17 protein-coding genes are annotated in these 17,650 nt (G+C 49.6%); 6 read left to right on the top strand and 11 right to left on the bottom strand.

The window, feature by feature from the left end; translation table 11 throughout:
• Positions 1-34: 34 nt before the first annotated feature.
• Genes IPI86_RS08785 through IPI86_RS08770 form a run of 4 tightly spaced genes read left to right on the top strand, consistent with a single transcriptional unit; the run spans position 35 to position 3,251 of the window.
• Positions 35-352 carry a hypothetical protein gene (locus IPI86_RS08785; RefSeq protein WP_345297626.1) on the top strand — a complete coding sequence of 106 codons (318 nt, stop codon included), beginning with the start codon at positions 35-37 and terminating at the stop codon, positions 350-352.
• A gap of 4 nt (positions 353-356) precedes the next feature.
• The gene (locus tag IPI86_RS08780; protein WP_345297625.1) at positions 357-518 is read left to right on the top strand and encodes a hypothetical protein; all 162 of its coding nucleotides are present in this window, start codon (positions 357-359) and stop codon (positions 516-518) included.
• A gap of 2 nt (positions 519-520) precedes the next feature.
• The gene (locus IPI86_RS08775; protein WP_345297624.1) at positions 521-2,677 is read left to right on the top strand and encodes an Ig-like domain-containing protein; all 2,157 of its coding nucleotides are present in this window, start codon (positions 521-523) and stop codon (positions 2,675-2,677) included.
• A gap of 25 nt (positions 2,678-2,702) precedes the next feature.
• Positions 2,703-3,251 (top strand): hypothetical protein, encoded by a 549-nt coding sequence (locus IPI86_RS08770; protein ID WP_345297623.1) that lies wholly within the window; start codon positions 2,703-2,705, stop codon positions 3,249-3,251.
• Positions 3,252-4,070: 819 nt separating this feature from the next.
• On the opposite strand, the gene IPI86_RS08765 is transcribed toward IPI86_RS08770, so the two are convergent.
• The 9 genes from IPI86_RS08765 to IPI86_RS08725 form a co-directional block, all read right to left on the bottom strand.
• Complete coding sequence (locus IPI86_RS08765) at positions 4,071-4,763, bottom strand: hypothetical protein (protein ID WP_345297622.1); 693 nt, start codon at positions 4,761-4,763, stop codon at positions 4,071-4,073.
• 44 nt (positions 4,764-4,807) lie between these two features.
• Positions 4,808-5,266, bottom strand: a complete 459-nt coding sequence (locus IPI86_RS08760) for a hypothetical protein (RefSeq protein WP_345297621.1) — start codon at positions 5,264-5,266, stop codon at positions 4,808-4,810.
• A complete protein-coding gene (locus IPI86_RS08755; protein ID WP_345297620.1) occupies positions 5,259-5,864 on the bottom strand; it encodes a hypothetical protein in 606 nt (201 codons plus the stop codon). The genes IPI86_RS08760 and IPI86_RS08755 overlap by 8 nt, the downstream gene beginning before the upstream one ends.
• Positions 5,865-5,869: 5 nt before the next feature.
• Positions 5,870-6,724 carry a heme o synthase gene (gene cyoE, locus IPI86_RS08750; protein ID WP_345297619.1) on the bottom strand — a complete coding sequence of 285 codons (855 nt, stop codon included), beginning with the start codon at positions 6,722-6,724 and terminating at the stop codon, positions 5,870-5,872.
• A gap of 71 nt (positions 6,725-6,795) precedes the next feature.
• Complete coding sequence (locus IPI86_RS08745; protein ID WP_345297618.1) at positions 6,796-7,686, bottom strand: SUMF1/EgtB/PvdO family nonheme iron enzyme; 891 nt, start codon at positions 7,684-7,686, stop codon at positions 6,796-6,798.
• A complete protein-coding gene (locus IPI86_RS08740) occupies positions 7,683-9,158 on the bottom strand; it encodes a hypothetical protein (RefSeq protein ID WP_345297617.1) in 1,476 nt (491 codons plus the stop codon). The genes IPI86_RS08745 and IPI86_RS08740 overlap by 4 nt, the downstream gene beginning before the upstream one ends.
• 121 nt (positions 9,159-9,279) lie before the next feature.
• Positions 9,280-9,888 (bottom strand): hypothetical protein, encoded by a 609-nt coding sequence (locus IPI86_RS08735; protein ID WP_345297616.1) that lies wholly within the window; start codon positions 9,886-9,888, stop codon positions 9,280-9,282.
• 228 nt (positions 9,889-10,116) lie between these two features.
• Positions 10,117-10,401, bottom strand: a complete 285-nt coding sequence (locus IPI86_RS08730; RefSeq protein WP_345297615.1) for a hypothetical protein — start codon at positions 10,399-10,401, stop codon at positions 10,117-10,119.
• 61 nt (positions 10,402-10,462) lie between these two features.
• Entirely contained in the window at positions 10,463-11,470 is a 1,008-nt protein-coding gene (locus tag IPI86_RS08725; RefSeq protein ID WP_345297614.1) for a hypothetical protein, read from the bottom strand.
• A 117-nt stretch (positions 11,471-11,587) separates the two neighbouring features.
• On the opposite strand from IPI86_RS08725, the gene IPI86_RS08720 reads away from it, so the two are divergent.
• Together IPI86_RS08720 and IPI86_RS08715 are read left to right on the top strand one after the other, a co-directional pair.
• On the top strand, positions 11,588-12,268 hold the full coding sequence (locus tag IPI86_RS08720) for a Crp/Fnr family transcriptional regulator (RefSeq protein ID WP_345297613.1): 681 nt from the start codon (positions 11,588-11,590) through the stop codon (positions 12,266-12,268).
• A gap of 302 nt (positions 12,269-12,570) precedes the next feature.
• On the top strand, positions 12,571-13,062 hold the full coding sequence (locus IPI86_RS08715) for a hypothetical protein (RefSeq protein WP_345297612.1): 492 nt from the start codon (positions 12,571-12,573) through the stop codon (positions 13,060-13,062).
• 50 nt (positions 13,063-13,112) lie between these two features.
• Here the strand turns inward: IPI86_RS08715 and IPI86_RS08710 are convergent, their stop codons facing one another.
• Positions 13,113-15,176, bottom strand: a complete 2,064-nt coding sequence (locus IPI86_RS08710) for a 4Fe-4S dicluster domain-containing protein (RefSeq protein ID WP_345297611.1) — start codon at positions 15,174-15,176, stop codon at positions 13,113-13,115.
• A 52-nt stretch (positions 15,177-15,228) separates the two neighbouring features.
• The gene (locus tag IPI86_RS08705; protein ID WP_345297610.1) at positions 15,229-17,643 is read right to left on the bottom strand and encodes a cation-translocating P-type ATPase; all 2,415 of its coding nucleotides are present in this window, start codon (positions 17,641-17,643) and stop codon (positions 15,229-15,231) included.
• Positions 17,644-17,650 lie beyond the last annotated feature (7 nt).

The raw sequence follows: 17,650 nt of genomic DNA, 5'->3' as shown, positions 1-17,650 counted from the left end.
GGAAAATGTCCAGGCCGGATAACGGGTGGGATCGATGAGCGATCTTCAAATTCTGATCCGGCAGATGGCAGCCGACATCACCGCCAAGGCTTGTGTATTGGAGCAGGTCAGATTGGAACGGTTCATGGAATGGCTGGTTTCCCACAGCAGCAAGGTGCGCGGGAATGGAGAACCCCTGACCTTGATGTCCAGCAGGGAACAAATGCAGTTGAAATTAAACGCTTGGTTCCAGTCCCTGCCCGTCAGTGGATTGCTTTGGGAGTATCGCTTGATTCTGGATGAGATCGTCTGGTGGCGGGATGTGGATCCTTCCCATCCTGCCTTGCGGTCAGCGGAAAAAGTGAAGGAATGATCTTATGAAATATATCGTTGGGTTTATGGCGGGTGCTTTTGTTGGTTATCTGCTGGGACAGGTCATTCCTGTGGAGTTTTTCTTTATCGCAAGTGTCTTTCTTCTGTTTGGAGCTTTTTTGTTATTCATCCTTTTTCACCTTGGATTACGCGACTTTCAGGAATAACCATGTCTCGTTTGAAATCATTTCTTCTCGCTTCTCTTGTCCTTTTTATCCTGATTCCTACTGTGTTGACCAATGCGGCTCCACAACTTGCATTTGTGCTGCCGGAGGGACGCGTGCATGATCAGGTTCATAATTCGGGATATATCGATTGGGGCGGCTCTGTGCAGTATGTGTACCTGACTCATAAGGATGGTACCAGCCTCCCTCCGGAAGAGGGAGGAACCAATTGCGGTTCGGGCTGTACGGAATGGGTGACCAGGATCGGTAATGGCGGCATTGCAAGTGGTTCCTTTGACCGCGATGCCTCCTATTTCGAGGCAATGGTGGCTTTCACCCGCGATGGCGGTGTGGGAACTGCAACACTGTGGGCTTGTGGCGCTGTTACCACATGGTATTTATATAACACGGGTGGAAGTCTGCCCGGGTTCGTGAGTATGCCAGTGTCAGTACCTGCCGGATGCAGGTCCTGGTCTCTTTCAGCATCGGGTGGATATGTGGATTTTCGTGCAGTGGAGGTTGGATATATCGGCCCGCCATCCACTCCCACACCAACCGCAACACTGATTCCCACATTTACTGCCACACTAACGCGCACCCCGACGGCGACCTTTACGCCTACCATCACAAAAACACCAACGCTGACGTTTACTCCAACCTTCACCCCTACGAAAACAGCCACGGCAACTTCCACCTTTACGCCAACCTCGACATATACCAATACGCCTTCCCCGACGCCAACACCCCTGCCACCGCAGATTATTGGCGTGGTGGTCTGCGATCAGTGGGGCGATGCCGGTTGGTGCAGAGGGGATGAGACTCTGGAACTCACCGCCAGCGATCCGCAGGGCTTTGATGTAACGATCAGTGGAGATTTGAATGGGGTTCCATTTACCTGTGGCAATTCCTGTGATGTACCTTTGCCGGAGGGAACTGGAACCGCCAATTACACAGTGACCTCCACAAGCGGGCGGACTGCCAATGGGAATTCCAACTGGAAACGAGACGTTACGCCACCGGAGTTGGTAGTTAGACTCCCACATGTGGATGGCAGGAATGGCTGGTATGCCTCGCAAGTGGACTTATCGGCATCTGCTACGGATGCGATCTCCGGACTCTCCATCCTGAATGGAAGTATCAATGATGGAGCAACCTGGATGTCCTTCCCAATTCACTTTACGGATGGGGATCATCAGGCGTTGATTCATGCCAGGGATGTGGCGGGGAATGAGGTCACTGTATCCAGAAAGATTCGTGTGGATACGGTATCTCCGGATGTGCAAATTACATCTCATGCCGATGGGGATGTAGTGCAGGGTGATGTGCGGTTATCCGGAAGTTTGGAAGATGCAACATCTGGTCCAAAGGAAGGCGAGATTTCCGTTGATGGTGGTACCACCTGGCAGCCTGTTTCGCTACATGCAGGTAGCTGGTCTTTCATTTGGCAATCTGGCGAAGTACCTAATGGTAATTACACCATCCAGTTTCGTGGATCGGATCGTGCTGGTAATGAAAGCGCTACCTCGTCCATTTCACTTTCCGTGGACAATGCCCCGCCGGCCGTGTCCATCACGGAACGATGGTGGATATGGGAGACGGGAACATTGAAGGTATCTCCCAGTCACTTCCCGATTGCAACCATCCAGGTGACGATCCGTGATCCGCAAAAGCGCTGGAAGGAAGTTATGCTGGATTTTGATCCTGGAAAGAATTCTTATACCGTGAAATGGGATCGGCGCTTTGCCGATGGGATGCTGGCTCCAGCAGGGGAGTATCCGGTTCTTGCAGTGGCGTGTGATGTGAATGGTTTATGTGGCCAGGATGCTGGCAGGATCATAATCCCAGAGATAGCGACCTCAACTGCCACCTTGACACCATCTCCAACAGCACCCGGCACTTTGGTGCCTTCGAAAACGCCGGCGGCAACACAAATAGTGCCGATGCCGACTTTTGTGCCGTACACACCAATACCAGAAGAAATATCTGATCAGGATCAATCCTCCTTTCCGCTTTGGCAGATCATTGGCTTGTTCGGTTTATTCGTGGCGATTACGTCTGCCAGCGTGGTGGATCCCCGTCCCAAGGCATTAGATCGTTTAGGTGAGACGTTCCGGGTAATGTCTCAGGCAAAAGATAATTCGTTCGACAACAAACAATTTTAGGAAGATAGAAAAGGATATTTAAAAAATGGAAATAATTCTTGCTGTTGTAATGGCATCTGCAGTGATATTTTTTGGCGCTTTGATTAGTATGGGCAATGAACGGCAGAGAAGAGCAATTGACGGCCTGCGGGAACAGGTCGTGCTTTGGGCGGTGCAGGATCTGAAGATTAAGCGCGAACACCTGGCTCAGACCGTGCAAGTTCCTGATCCAATTAATTGGGTAAATAAAGTTGTGACCAGAGTTTATGGGCAGGATCTAAATCTCAAAGTAGTTGAAGTCTTTGAGAATCCCCATGCGCTACTTTGTAATTCCCAAAATGACGGTACAAATGTTGTTTTTACTTCTTTTTCTCCTACGGAAATTAAAGCTTTGAAGCGAGCAAAAAAAAATCGATTATTGCAGATAATAGATGGAAACCCACTTTTACTGCTTCCTCGAAATGCTGCTGCCTTTGAATTTTCTATTCTTAATAGTGGCATTCTCTTTGATCTTGAACTCCCACTTGCTTGGAAAGGTTTAACTGGTAATGACCTCGATGAAATGAATAGTATTTGGATGTATCTCAGGCCATAACTTCACCTTAGATTGCCAGATGTCTTGCTAGTACCAAATCGTCTTTGAAAGTAGATTACCTTTTCTAAGTGTTCAATTAAGATCGCGGTTTCTATCCCCGTCGGGACCGCCAAGTGTAAATGGAAAAACCGCCCTAAAAAGGCGGTTTTTTTTTGTTATTTGCCATTTTCGCGTAAAAAACAGGGTCGAAAAATAGTTACGCTCCGCGAGTTCGTCTATCGGGTATCTTTGTACGAACCCGCGATCTTATAACTCATATCGCTACTGTACAAACCCAAATCGGTCAAGTTTTGCCGATCAAATCCGGGCGGATAAACCAAGTAGCCAGCATAGCTCAAATAATAAATTATCGTTTTGAAGAGGAAAACCATATTGTGCCTCGTGATAAATCTGATTAAATGTATTTTCGGCATGAGAATTGCAATAATCGCAGTAAGAGGTCATGTGGCAATTTTACTATGCCAAAATCAAAAGTGGTCGTCCAAACATCCCCTTGGCGATGTAATCTCAAGGGAACATAATATTTGGTGTCTACTGGTTGGTGTTGCCCAAATATGGTGGTCGGAAAGGGTTAAGTGCTGATAAGCAAGACGCCCCTGCTTCAGCAGGGGCGTCTTGCTTATCATTGAAAAGTCTATCGTTTTATCGGACTACGGTTTTTGAGACAAAGATGGCGTTCTAAAAAACATGATAATCTGCAAGAAATGAACTTGGAACGAACGCATATGTATTGAAACGCTTTGTCATTAGTGACTTGAAACTAATTCAACACAGGCTCGCTGTTTACATTCAGATGCGCCACAAGCCAGTCCAGGTAGTTTATGCTGGCAATAGTTCAGTGGCAATTCTTCTGTTTGGCCAGAGTAACAAGGTCAGCCAGCCAAGCCCACCCACAATGAGAAGAAAGCCAATCAGGTTCAGAGGCAGAGACCAGGTGGCTGCCCAGTTGATCCCACCCGCAACAAAGGTATGTGTTTTAGTCATCATGAAAGGCATAGCAAGTACAGAGACTCCAACCAGAATGAGGGTTATGGATGCCGCTAATCTGCCGGTGTCGCCGCTATTTAAACCTTTGTCAAAATTCACACCCCGCCAAATTCCAGGGATGCGAAAAATCAGGAATATGACAAGAGTCAGAATTGTTGTGTACACGACCGCATCCACAGGCATGGACTTTCCGCGCAACATGCGTGACATGTAGATGTGGAGACCGCCAACAACCGCACCTGCAACCAACGCCTTAATACTAGTCAAATACGAATCGGACGTGCCTCGCACGAGTTTGATGGTGGCGCGGATACCCCATATACCGATGGCAATCCCTGCCAAAACAAAGAGCACGTACAGCCATTGGAATTTTGCCAGTGGAGCCATACTTTCGCCAAAGCCAGTCGGGTTGATGGCTACGCAGGTGGTACCCGCACCTCCCAGGAGCGTGAACGCAGCGGTCAATCCCATGAGAGCGATACCGATGAACCGTAGAAACTTTGCGAAGAAACTGTTTGTGGACATAACATTCTCCTTTTAAAAATATGGTCACGCCCAAGGCATAACCATTATGTTTGTGATTCCAAAATAAAGCCGTACTGAACTTTGAGATAACGCACGCGCAGTCCAATGCCACCCAACCGTCCGAACATAATTCCCATAATGGCACACATGATGAAATCTGCTTCGAGTGTGAACGGGGGGATGCGCCCGATAATGAGTTTGGCGATAACCAACAGCCAAATCAAAAAGAGATAGACACGGTCAAACGAAAGGATGACTGCCCTACGTTTGAGATCTGCTTTCATGGGAACAATCAGGCTCATTAGAAAGCCCACAGGGATAAAAAGCGTGAACAAAAGCGCGACCCACATCCAACTGAAATATCCATTTCCAATATCACGAAAGAAATAAAAACCGAATAGCGCAGAGAATTGAATGAACAAAAAGGCGCGCAGCCAGATTTTGAAGCGGCTTTTTTTCATCTCGCCGCGAAAGGATTTGAGAAGGGCGAAAATTTTATCCATATTTGAATCCCGCCACGAAACACAATGTCATCGAGAATAAAATGACGGGCAGAATTTTGAGAATGATCTCTTTCGAGAGAATAGGTTTGCCTGCTTTGAGAAAGGAAAGCGCCAGGCCGCCAATGCCGATCAACGCGCCGCCGATACCGACCAGGGAGAATAGCGGTCTGGTCAGTCCTTGAATCGAAAGAAAAATCGGCAGCAGAAAGATGGTCATGCCGGCAATGCCATGAACGAGGGCAAGCACAATGGTCGGCAGGCGTCCAGGCATGGGAAATGAGCGTGTGACGAGTATTGCGAAAAATCCGATAATGGCAAAGACAAGGTATAAGACCTTGAATGATTCAAGATGCTGCCAGACAAGCCCCAGGGAAAGGGTTAAGGGGATCATCGTTGCAACAATGACAACAACTGGACTTTCCAAAACTTCAATACCGAGCAGGATGATTAGCAACCCCGAGACAAGCAGGACACCGAATGCAATGGTGTATGCAATCATCGGCAGAGTGGAAAAACCGTCTATCACGAAGCCGATCTGATAGGCTGCCAGCAAGCAAGTGATAAGAAGCAGAACACGATCAAGGATTGATATTTTCATTTGATTTAAGCCATGATCAGAATCATCGAACTAAGCATATAGAGCGAGGCGTATTTGAATAATCCGAAATTCACCTGCTCTGAGGGACGCAGCAGCGTGGCAACTGCAAGGGTGAGCAACCCAGCCGAAAGTACGATCAAGATGCGTAAATATCCAAAGGTCATGCCGATGCCCCAGCCTGCGATCCCCATCGCAAACGCTGCAATCACACTTGAAATCGCAATTACCGCGCGGGTGACATCAAATCCATACGTGGATGGGAAGGTTGGCACGCCCGCTGCCTTGTAATCGTCATAGTACTTCATGCTGAAAGTTAGGATGTGCGTGGGAATCCAGAAGAGAATGCCAAGAGAGAGAATAATTCCAATCCAATCAAAGCCGCCCAACCCCAACACGCGGCCCGCGAGAATTGGCATTCCACCTGAAATGCCACCCCAGACGATGCTCCAGCAGGTTTTGCGTTTGAGCCAGATGGTGTATACCACCACGTCAAAAAACAGACCCGCAAAGATGATCAGTCCGTAAAGTGCATCCATTGCTGCGGCCAGACCAACCCCAAGCAGGGAAAGCGTCAATCCAAGCCGTAGGACTTCGCCATCGCTGACGATGCCGCTGGAAAGCGGACGTTTTTTTGTGCGACCCATTTTGGCGTCAATGTCGCGGTCATACCACATGTTAAGAACGGTGCTCCCACTAATTGACAGAAAGAGGCTGACGAATAGCCCTGCAATCGTCCCCATGTTAAAGATCGGACAACGGGCGCTCAGGTAACCAGCCAGGCCAGTGGCAACCAGCAACCCGGTTTGCAAACCTTTGATAAGCGGCAGGTAGTGAAGTAGTTTGGAGAAGAAGGATTTCATAATTATTACTCCATCGGAATTAATTTGGGGGCAGGCCTAAAGCCTGCCCCCAAATTAGCAATCATTCAGGATCACCGCGCACAACGGAAGCCGACACCCGGGCTGAAGTAGGTTGGGGTGGCATTGTTGCGAACCCAGAGTCTTAAGTCCATGTCATAGGTGTCTTTGGAGCCGCCGCGCATGAAGCGATAGTGCATTCCTTCATAGACATCGCCTGTCCATTGCCAGACGTTGCCAGACATGTCGTACAAGCCGTAGGGAGATGCGGAGTTGATGGTTTGAAAGCCATCGTACATTTTTCCGTTGAAGAAGCCGACGGGGCTGGTGCGCGAGCCGAAGGAACTCATATCTTCAAATGGATCACGGCTGGAGTAGAAGTTGGCATTTTCGCGCAGGATTTCATCACCCCACGGGAAGGGGCGTTCATCTGTGCCGCGCCCTGCTTTTTCCCATTCCATTTCGGTGGGCAGGCGGCTGTCGTAGTATTCACAGTAGCCCCATGCGCCGAACCAGGTCACATTGGTCATCGGGTGATTTGCATACCCTTCCTGAGCCGTAAAAGTTGTTCCGTCAAATTTTATTCTTTGGGATGGGTCATCAAGCGGGATGTAAACCCAATCGCCCGCTTCAATCTCTTCTTCGTGTTTGACTGCGTGGAATTCATCGCCCGGGTAAAAGCCGACGATTTTTTCACCGTCAATTTTTATGTAGCCATCTGCAAACGCCGTATTGAGAAAATCCGCATATTGGGAGGAGGTCACATCGGTAATCATGATCTCATAGGCTTCGGTGGTTTCGATATCTTCGTGTTGTCCGAAGTGAAATTCACCCGCGGGGATTTGTGCCCAGGCATTTGAGTCTACGCCTGTGTCAAAGGTGGGGATGGGAGCGTTCAAATCTACAGGGGCACAAGATGCCAGGAAAACGGTCAACAGGATGAGGGGAAGGATGATGCGTTTCATTTGTTTACTTCCTGTACGAGTTCGTGTTCAAGTTCCTCAACCCAGCGTCCCTTGTTTTTGAAGAGGTCAGTCAGGCGGTACACCAAAAGGATGGCGAGGATAACCAGTAACATGCCAAGCCCAAAGTCAATTGCATACATCAGGCCGTTGACCAGCGGCTGTTGTTCGGCTTCGGTGATAAAGAGGCGTTTCATTTCGAAGACGGTCACAGCGCCGAAGGCGATATCTGAAAGGATGATGATGCTCCAGCCGTACCATTGGCGCAGCTTGCCTTTGAAGCCGTTCATGTCGCCGTAGTAAAGCAGAATGATGGTGGCGATGATGGCGGAGAGTACATGCCAGTGCCCCGTCAACTCGATGCGTTCTTCACGGGCCGGCCAAACGCGGAAGATTTGTTCGAGCCGAATTGCCATGAAGATGCCGATTCCGCTGGTGGTGAAGTTCATGAAGAGCATTTGCCATGTGGGGCCAAACTTGAGCGGGTCACGCACGAGGGCGCTGAGTTTGTGACCTAAATTGGGCTTCTGGATGTTGGAAGTGCCGTCCTTGATGAGCTTGTCCCAGTCCCAAATGAGCAGGAGCAGAGCCGCAAACATAGAAGGTGTTGCGCCGACATAGATGACCATGTGCGCGATGGGTTCAAGCGGAGTGACCACGCCCCACACGCCAAGGTTGAGGACAATGGTTCCCAAGATCATGAGCGGCATGGAAACTTTGTGCAGGATGCCCTTGAAGTTGAGCCAGCGCCCTATGATGAGGGTAATCATGATTCCGATCAGCGCCAGCATGATGTGCAGGTGACCGATGACCGAATATTCCATCGTAGATTTTTCAGGCAGACGGATGATGTTTTCAGCAAGGAAGGCTTCAAATCCGTTGCCGAAGAACGAGCCTGGCACAGCGCCGAACAATGCTGAAAGCACAGTGGTGACAGCAGTGGCGAAGAACGCGGCGCGCTCCAGGTCAAATCCGCTTTTGGTATGGGCATAGTCTTTGTCGGTGATGTAGTATTCGGGGTTCCAAGGCCAGAGAGCAATGACCAGCAGAACACCTGCGAAGAAGATCAGCGACAATCCGAAGATGTAAATCCCGTGGAATGCCCAATTGTGACCGAAATAAGCGAAGCCCATGCCGAAGATCATGGTCAGGATGTAGCCGACGGTGATAATGGCGTTGATGGCAGTTTTGAAGAAGGATTTCATCTTCAACAAGCCAGTCACCATGTAGGTCTCAATGGCGACAATTGCCATGGCAAGCGAGTGATACAAAATGATGATGCGTCCTTCGCGTTCCGCTTGGACAATGTCCATGCCGAGGGTCTTGATGACGACTTCGCGCACGCCCATCTCAGCCATTGGGCCTGATAACATGCCCCAAATGGCGGTGACGATGCCGATCATGGCAATTGCCACAAGGATCAGCCCCTTGGTGGAGTTGAAAAGATAATTGAAACGGTCTTTGACAAATTGCATAGGAAATACTCCAAAGTAGATTTAACCTGCCAAAAAAATATCACAAATCAGCTGGTGCGTCTTTGACAAAAGACAAATAATGACAAAGTAGGTCACGCTTGAAGCGCGACCTACAAATTGATCAACCTTTTTTCGTAAAACCGAGCGTAAATGCACCTGCCATCAGAAAGAGCAGGGGAGTGAGAATCAACATAACGAAATCAGGGCTGAAGAACAGCAATTGTTTGCCGAGGGAAATGAAAGCAAGAGCAATACCTCCAAGGCCGATCAACACGCCGCCGATGCCGGCCCAGAAGAAGCCCTTGGGCGCACCTTTTGCATAGAATGGGCCAAGGAAGATGACCAGACCTGCGACGCCGTGGAAGAGCGGAACAGCGATCTTCTTGAGCGAATCCATGCCGCCAATACTGGTGATGGCAATGGCGAGGAAACCAATCGCAGCGAACCACTTGAAGTAAGTCTTCCACTTCGGGAAATATTCTTCAGCCAGTCCCATCGAAATACCCAGCGGAATCAGGCTGGCAACGGTCAACACGTAGGGCGAAGCCAAAATTCCCATACCAAGGAATATCAGCAAAAGCCCTGAAACCAATAGCACTGCAAATCCCATTAGATAGTAGATGTTGTGCAGGGCTTTATGGAGGGTGTACCTCTGGTAGAAATACCAGCAGAGGTAGGCGGCGAGTCCGCCAGTTAAGAGCAGGAAGATGATGTCTTTAATTGGTGCCATTTGTGCATTCTCCTTTTTGATGTCAGACTTTGAAAATCTGCAACTCTAGTGAATTATTGCACAAACCCTTTCAAAATACTGTGACACAAATCACAGTTTATAAAAACGGGCAAATCCGAAGTCTGCCCGAACCTCGGATTTGCAAAGGAGAATGCACATGGCCACAACAGGAGTCACGTGTATTTTTTTATTTGTTCGCCTTTTTCCAACAGAAAATTGGAATTGCAATCAGGCTTGCAGCGATTTGTTTCGACGGCTTTTTACAATGTAAGGAAGCAGAAAAAGATAAGCGCCTGTAATTGCCATAAACAGCATCAAAATAGATGGGATCTTGTCCCACTTTTCCCAAAAATCAACAATCGCTTGGCTGCCTACCAGCTTTATGATCAATGCCACAGGAATCAACAAGGCTGTTGGCACCGCAATCCAACGATGAATTCGGCGAAACCACATATTCAAAGATTTATTCATTTTTCTCACTGAAACTATATAAATTACGATATTGGAGTCCATCAGTTTTCTGATGGACTCCACAAATTTTCATGTGCAGATAGTGCAGCACCCTTCTATAAGACTACCCCTCACCCTTTTCGATGAGCAAATTTTTGAAAGCGGGAATGAGCAAGATTGCAAACAATCCCAAGGATAAAACACCACCTTGCAGCCACTCGGTTGAACTGCGGACAATGAAGCCCTGGAAACTGACAACAGCCGTCGCCAGCGCCGCAGTCGTTGCCATATACCAGCCAGTTTTATTCTTCATCGCCAGCATCGGAATGGAAACAATCAACAGCACAGAGGCAGCATAGAGCAGGAATCCACCCAGCAGCAGCGCCAGAGTTTGTGGACTGTAAACTGCCTGATCGGAGACCATGTCAAAGGTTTTCCAATCCAAATGGTCGAGGTTGGTGATGTAATGCGCCAGCGAGGAGGTAAATGGAGGCGGGGTGGGATTGGCAGTGATCAAGCCATCTGCGCCAGTGACAAACTCGCCAGGGATGTGGATGAAATAGCGGACGCCGTGTTGTCCGTTCATGAAGACCATGCCCGAAACAACGCCCAAGCCTGTGTATGGAACAAGTTTCAACGCCTTGTTCTTGAGCGTATCCATATCGGAAAACAGGATGATGAAATAGAACAGCAGGTTGATGAACAGCACGAACATGACGGGCGGCATCCCGCTGATGGTATGCGGCGGCACGCCCTTCTCAGGGTATTCAGCCAGCACTAACACAAACCATGGGATGAGCATGGTCATCCCGCCAACCGAAGGGATGGCAAACATGCCCAACGCGGCGGCGCGCGCCCACTTTACACCTTCGTACAACTTCTTCGACAGCATCAACAAAAATGCGCCAGCGAAAACAAAGGCGATAATCCACACCGAGAAAGTGACCGAAAGGACGGGCACAGCGGGGTAGAAATCTGCATCATGCGGCACGAGGCGCAGCAGCACTTGATCCAGGCTGACCTTCAAAGTCTGCATGGATTGGGTCGGCGCCCACAGCATCAAATACAATCCGCCGATGACTGCCACGACCGCCATCAGGATGCGTTGGGTCTTTGTGGTTTCGTTTACCATTTTCTTCTCCTAAATGTTGGATATAATTCGCCTGCCAAAGCAGGGTATCATGTGTACAAAATATCACGAAGCGGCCGCCCTGTCTTTGCGTTTTTATAAATTCTCTGGAGAATCCCCTTGCAAAAAATTCTCGACTGTCTCTCGAAAGCCCCCGTCTTCTCGAAACTGACCGAACGCGAACGCCAGGAATTGCTGGAACGCGCAGTCGAGAAAAAATTTCAAAAAGATGAATACGTCTGCTGGCAGGGGGAAACCTGGTCGAAGGTGGCATACATTGCCACAGGTCGGCTGGAATGGGCAATGCTCTCGCCCGAAGGACGCCGTCAGGTGGTCTTCAAACTCAATCCGTGCGATGTAGTCTGGGGTCATTCTGTGGTGGATGGTCAGCCCATGCCCGCCTCGCTCGAAGTCGGCGAAGATACGCTGCTCTACCTTTGGGAACGCGACGACATCATGCCCGTCATTTTTCGCAACGCACAAGCCGCTTGGGATGTTTCGCATATTTTGATTCACTATATGCGCCGTGTACGAGAAGTGGTCTACGGCTTTGCTTTTCACCCTGTCGCGGGGAGATTAGCCAGGTTATTGTTATCGCACTACTCCAGCGTGGATGGAAAATCTACCCCACGCGACCTGACCCTTGATCAGATGGCAGACACGGTCGGGACTACCCGAGAGCTGGTCAGTCGCACTCTGCATCGCTTCGCCGACGAAGGGTTGATCCAAATCAGCCGCATGGAACTCGCGTTTCTGGATCGTGAAAAACTGGAAACTTTGGCGGGAAGTAATGAGCAGTGAACGACCCTTTTACTCTATCCAGGGAAATCTCATTTTTTTAGTGAGTAATGCCATTGGTAAGTCCATCTAAATAAAATAGCCCGAGGCATTACACCAGCGCTTACCTATTATTACATCCTGAAGTTATGGCATGTGATTACAGATTTGGCCTAAAGCGTCGAAATTTTATACCGCCGTCGGTGGTTTCACTTCAACATTTTTCAAAAAATTATGAAGAGGCACTCCTGCAATTCCTATTTGCTCTAGATCAAAGAAAATATCCAATGTTTCTGGGATAATCAAATAAAACGCTCAGGAGAAAAATGAAAAAAATATACTTCCTCTTTTTGATGCTGGCTCTGGTTATTCCCGGTACCGTCGCACTCGCTGCTGGCGAATTTGACTATATCGTAGTCAAAGGCCCCGGCATTACAGGTGACATTAATGTGTCCAGCCCTTTATTCACCGCAGATATCTACACCTTTGCCGATTTTTCCAAAGGAAGCGTCAACCCACCCACAGACCCCGGTCAGGGCTATCAAATCGTGCGAATGCATGCCGAGGGAAGTAAAGGCATTCCCTACGATCAACTGCATTACTATCCATACACTAGATATGTGTACTATGACGGAATTGTCAACGGCTTTTCGGAGGATGGCGGCAAATGGTATATCGCCAACCCCGATATTGAAGAACCATTCCGTGCCATCCTCGCGGAAGATGCAAGGCTCACATGGATTCCCTTCGCGGTACTTGCCGCCTTGTTGATCGGCTTTTTTGTAGCGTACCAAATGAAACCCAAACCCCAACAGTGAAAACAAAAAGAGCGCTCGGCAAATGCCGAGCGCTCTTTTTGTTTTAGTGACTATCGCACGATCACCATGTCACTTTTATCATCGTAACTAAACACCACAACCTGCCCCACTTCCAACACAAGTGTATCTAAATACACCACGCGATAATCATTCTCGTCATCTTTCAACCGCATTTCAACTCGATGCGAGCCCGATGGAATGGGCAGGAATTCAAGCGTTGAAATACGTCCATTTCCACCGATGCCCGAAGGTTGATAGGTCTCATCCAAAACCGTTTCACCATCCACCACTAAAATAATGCTGACGGGATAATGCTCGCCGCCAAAAATCTTTTCGACATCCGCGCCTTCGGGCAGGGTCATGCCTTCTGGAATTGCAGCAACCGAAATCTTTCCTTTAATATCCAATGCAATGCGAATGGCAGAGCCTTCAGACGCAGCCATACTTGCTGGAACATCCAACGGGAGGGCAATGGCAAAAATACCAAACAGCAAAAGCGTTCCGATCACCGCGCTGATGATGGTTGGAAAAAGTTTATCGCGATCCTTCACAGGCGGCAAAACGGGCACACTCCTTTTTGCCTGTGTCTCATTGCGATGCAGGTCATTCAGAAAATTCAAAACGGTCTTTGCATTTCCTGGCGTTGTCTCCAGCCAATGCACTTCCTTTGTAATCAATGCGCGGCGCGAGTGCAGGCGGTTCAATATCCAATGTGCGTCTTCACGGTACACGCCGTCATCATACGGATGCGAAAGCAGGACAACATCGCGCGCGCCTGCACCATGCAGGGATTTGATCCATTCGATATTGACTGCGCTGATGCTTGGCAATATTGCCGTGATGACGCGCGCCGCCTCTTCCCCACCGACAGTTGCCACAGCCACAGGAGCATTCTCCTTGCTGACGTTTAATTCGGCTGGCAAGCCGCCCAGCGCTTCATCCCTGTGACTCGCAAACAAAACGGTCACGGGACTGCCGCTCTGTTTCTCTTGAGATAACGCGCCTTTGACCATTCCAAAAACTTGTTCTCCGTTGTAGCCGCCTTTCAAGTCGATTGCGTCCGCAGGACATGCGCCCACACAGATTCCGCAGCCTGTGCATTGAGCGCTATTGATGATCGCCAGCTTATGATAGCCGGAAGAATCATTGCGATCATTCATACGGATCGCGTCGAACGGACATTCGGCGTAGCAAATGTTACAGCCAGTACACTTTGGATCGGTAACAGAAGCAGGCCCGGGGTTACGTCCAGAGGCGAGCCAGGGGAGCAGGAATAAACTTCCGCCAACGAGAATCGCCAGTCCCCAAAAAATCAAATTACCCCACAAGTCGATCAAAGGCAAAAAACCCAGATAGAATGCGTCCATTGGCACGGAATGAATCAATTGCGAGAGATCGGCGGGCATGGCAGATTGAGCAGGTTTGAGAAGCGAAAGAACCACCAGCCCCACCACCGCTTGAATGCTGACCCAGCGCGGCGACCACCAGCGTTCACGCGAGAGTCTGAGGCTGTGGATGTAAATGCCGAGGAAGCCGATGAGCGGAATGAAGACATGCAAAAAAATGATGATGACAAAGTTGGAAAATGTGCGCGAGGCAAGATCAGTCGCGACATAGGTAAGGCCCGAAGAACCGCCTAGATATTCCATCATGTATTCGGTCATCCATTGAGCGCGTTGATCCCAGATGAGCCAATAGCCCATTGTGCCTGTCAGCCATGCCATTGCGAGCATGATCCAGCCGCTTGTCCACGCCAGCCAGCGTTGACCTGAAAAACGGTCACTGATCAAAATCTTGAACATATGCAAAACGATCAGCACAATCATGCCATCCGACGCGTAACGATGCACACTGCGCATGAGCGAACCAAACCATGTGGAGTCGATTTTCTGAACGGTTTGATAGGCGACATCCAAACCGGGACGATAAAGGATGGTGAGATAAACGCCTGTTGCGATCAGCACGATCAGCATAAAAATGGTCAACGTGCCGAGGTGATAAAAAGGATTGAAATCCGATTTGGTGAAACGATTGATAAAGCCTTCGAACTTTGCCCAAAGTTTTTCAAGGGCGCGGAGGAGTTTGCGTTGAGCGTAGGGGTTGTAATGAGTCATTGAGATTCCTGAGGTTAGTAATTAAGTTATTGGTAATTGGTGTATCGACAGTTTACTGTCCACTGTTCACTGACAACTGTTCACTATTTTCTTCATCCAACAATGGAAATTTATTCATCTTCATTGCATTGGTCGTGACAAAGATGCTGCTTGCCACCATCGCAAAGGCGGAGAAAACCGGTTGCAGCAGACCCGCCATGGCAAGCCCAACACCGAGTAGGTTGTAGATCACAGCCCAGCCAAGGTTTTGTTTTACTCGCTTCATAGACTCACGCGATAAATCCACCAGCCACGGGATGACGCGCAGGTCATCGCGCACGAGCACAACATCGGCGGCAGTACGCGCTACATCCGTTCCGTGATTCATCGCAAGGCCAATCGTTGCGGCAGCGAGCGCGGGGCCATCGTTGATGCCGTCGCCGACCATCGCAGAATTTTCGCTCAGGCGTTTCATCTTTTCATCCGGGCTAAGCGCGGCGCTGACAGGAATGCCCAACACCTTTTGCCAACGCGCGCCCGCGCTGGCTTCATCACCCGTCAATACGCCAAGTTCAAATCCGCGTAATTGCAATTGCTGAACCGTCTCTTTCGCTTCTGCGCGGATATTTTCGCCGAGCGCAAGGATACCCGTCACCTGCCCATCCCAACCCGCATACACGACGATGTGTCCCGCCTCTTTCCACGCCTCCGCCTGCTGGCTGATATCCGTTGACATGCTCAATCCTTCAGCAGACATGAGACGAGCGGAGCCGATGTGAATTGGTAATTGGAGATTGGAGATCGGTAATTGACCAACGACACCGAGGGCAGGAAGGGCTTTGAAAGATGTAGGTTTTATGAGTTCAACTTGATTTGCTTTGGCATGTTCCACAATTGCCTTTGCAAGCGGATGTTCAGATCCATCTTCCACCGAAGCGATGATTTGAAGAAATTTATTTCTACATCCAGCTTTCTTTGCCCCATTCCCTTCGATGAAAATGCCCTGCACTTTCATTGGCAACTGACTGAGCGTGCCCGTTTTATCGAAGAAGATTCTTTCCACTTTGGCGAGCCGTTCCAACGCGCCTGTGCTTCGCAAAATTACACCAGACGCGGCAGCGCGTTCCAGCGACAGCCATAACGTCAGCGGCGTAGCAAGCCCCAAAGCACATGGGCACGCGATCAACAAGACAGACAGCGCCACCATCAAACCCGTTTCAAGCCCGGCGATGGAATACCAAATCAGGAACGCAATGGTTGCCAATGCCAGCGCAAGCGGCGTCATCCATGCAGAGAGTTTATCCACCATTCTTTCGAGCGGAGAACGCGCCCACAGCGCCTCATGAAGTAAACGCCCGATCTGCCCCGCCGTGGTGGATGCGCCAACAGCCGTTGCGATCACTTCAAAACTGCCGTCAAGGTTGATCGTTCCCGCTTGAACCTTATCGCCTTCGTGATGTGTCACTGGCTTGGGTTCGCCTGTCAACAATGATTCATCCACATCGCCTTCACCGATGGCGATCAATCCATCCACAGGGAATCTTTCGCCGGGGCGAACCCGCACGCGCATACCGGGCTTGAGTTCCGAGACATTCACTATGCGATCCTGTGCGTCTGTGACCACGGTTGCTTTATCGGGAATTTGTTCAAGCAAACGCGAAACGGCTTTGTTGCTGGATTTGTGCGCCTGCATTTCGAGCCATCGTCCAATGGAAACAAGGAAGATGAGCATGGTGGCGGTGTCAAAATATAAACCGCCATGCCCGATTATTAAATTGCGAACCGATAACCCAAATGCGGAAAATGTTCCGATCATGATCAACGTATGAATGTTAGGTTGTCCGCGCAAGAGACTTGCAAACCCCGCGCGCAAAATCGGCAGACCCAGCAAAATCAATACAGGAAGGCTCGAAACCAACATCATGATCTGAAAGAAATGCACGAGCCACGCCGTCTCTGGGGTTGCCCAGCCCATTAACTCACGCACATAAATTCCGCCGCCCACGATCATGTCATGTAAGACCATCACGCCGCCGATCAACAACCGCGTAAAAAAAGATTCTTCTTCGTCACGCGGCTTTTCATTTGGAAGCGTGGCTTGATACCCAAGCGAACGCACGCGCTTTTTCAGTGATCGGTGATTGGTAATTGTTGAATCAAAAGTGATATTGGCTTGCTGCTGGATGAAACTCACCTCCGCGCCGACCACGCCCTTTGTGCGCTTGAGGTTTTCACTAACCAACCACGCACAGGATGAGCACCACATGCCGCCGAGTGAGAGGATGACTTCCTCGCTTCTTCCCCCGGCTGTGACCTGATTCTGCTCAACGGCTGGACTCTCCGCTAGAAGCGCCGCCACCTCCCTGCATGATGGACAGCAAAACACATCCCCATTGTCATTGGACAGGGGATGTAAAGTAGTCAATCCGCAGAGCGAGCAAGCGGTAAGCGTTTTGACATTCGCAGTGGAAGCAGAAGCAAGATTCATATTTACA

This window comes from Candidatus Villigracilis affinis, from assembly GCF_016705895.1.
In the GTDB taxonomy this organism is placed as follows: domain Bacteria; phylum Chloroflexota; class Anaerolineae; order Anaerolineales; family Villigracilaceae; genus Villigracilis; species Villigracilis affinis.
Note: the sequence above shows the minus strand (reverse complement) of the source record. Positions and strands in the feature narration are given on the sequence as shown.

Coding starts and splice junctions, on each gene's coding strand:
- IPI86_RS08785 (WP_345297626.1), top strand. CDS start 35: ATGAGCGATCTTCAAATTCTGATCCGGCAGATGGCAGCCGACATCACC.
- IPI86_RS08780 (WP_345297625.1), top strand. CDS start 357: ATGAAATATATCGTTGGGTTTATGGCGGGTGCTTTTGTTGGTTATCTG.
- IPI86_RS08775 (WP_345297624.1), top strand. CDS start 521: ATGTCTCGTTTGAAATCATTTCTTCTCGCTTCTCTTGTCCTTTTTATC.
- IPI86_RS08770 (WP_345297623.1), top strand. CDS start 2,703: ATGGAAATAATTCTTGCTGTTGTAATGGCATCTGCAGTGATATTTTTT.
- IPI86_RS08765 (WP_345297622.1), bottom strand. CDS start 4,763: ATGTCCACAAACAGTTTCTTCGCAAAGTTTCTACGGTTCATCGGTATC.
- IPI86_RS08760 (WP_345297621.1), bottom strand. CDS start 5,266: ATGGATAAAATTTTCGCCCTTCTCAAATCCTTTCGCGGCGAGATGAAA.
- IPI86_RS08755 (WP_345297620.1), bottom strand. CDS start 5,864: ATGAAAATATCAATCCTTGATCGTGTTCTGCTTCTTATCACTTGCTTG.
- cyoE (WP_345297619.1), bottom strand. CDS start 6,724: ATGAAATCCTTCTTCTCCAAACTACTTCACTACCTGCCGCTTATCAAA.
- IPI86_RS08745 (WP_345297618.1), bottom strand. CDS start 7,686: ATGAAACGCATCATCCTTCCCCTCATCCTGTTGACCGTTTTCCTGGCA.
- IPI86_RS08740 (WP_345297617.1), bottom strand. CDS start 9,158: ATGCAATTTGTCAAAGACCGTTTCAATTATCTTTTCAACTCCACCAAG.
- IPI86_RS08735 (WP_345297616.1), bottom strand. CDS start 9,888: ATGGCACCAATTAAAGACATCATCTTCCTGCTCTTAACTGGCGGACTC.
- IPI86_RS08730 (WP_345297615.1), bottom strand. CDS start 10,401: ATGGACTCCAATATCGTAATTTATATAGTTTCAGTGAGAAAAATGAAT.
- IPI86_RS08725 (WP_345297614.1), bottom strand. CDS start 11,470: ATGGTAAACGAAACCACAAAGACCCAACGCATCCTGATGGCGGTCGTG.
- IPI86_RS08715 (WP_345297612.1), top strand. CDS start 12,571: ATGAAAAAAATATACTTCCTCTTTTTGATGCTGGCTCTGGTTATTCCC.
- IPI86_RS08710 (WP_345297611.1), bottom strand. CDS start 15,176: ATGACTCATTACAACCCCTACGCTCAACGCAAACTCCTCCGCGCCCTT.
- IPI86_RS08705 (WP_345297610.1), bottom strand. CDS start 17,643: ATGAATCTTGCTTCTGCTTCCACTGCGAATGTCAAAACGCTTACCGCT.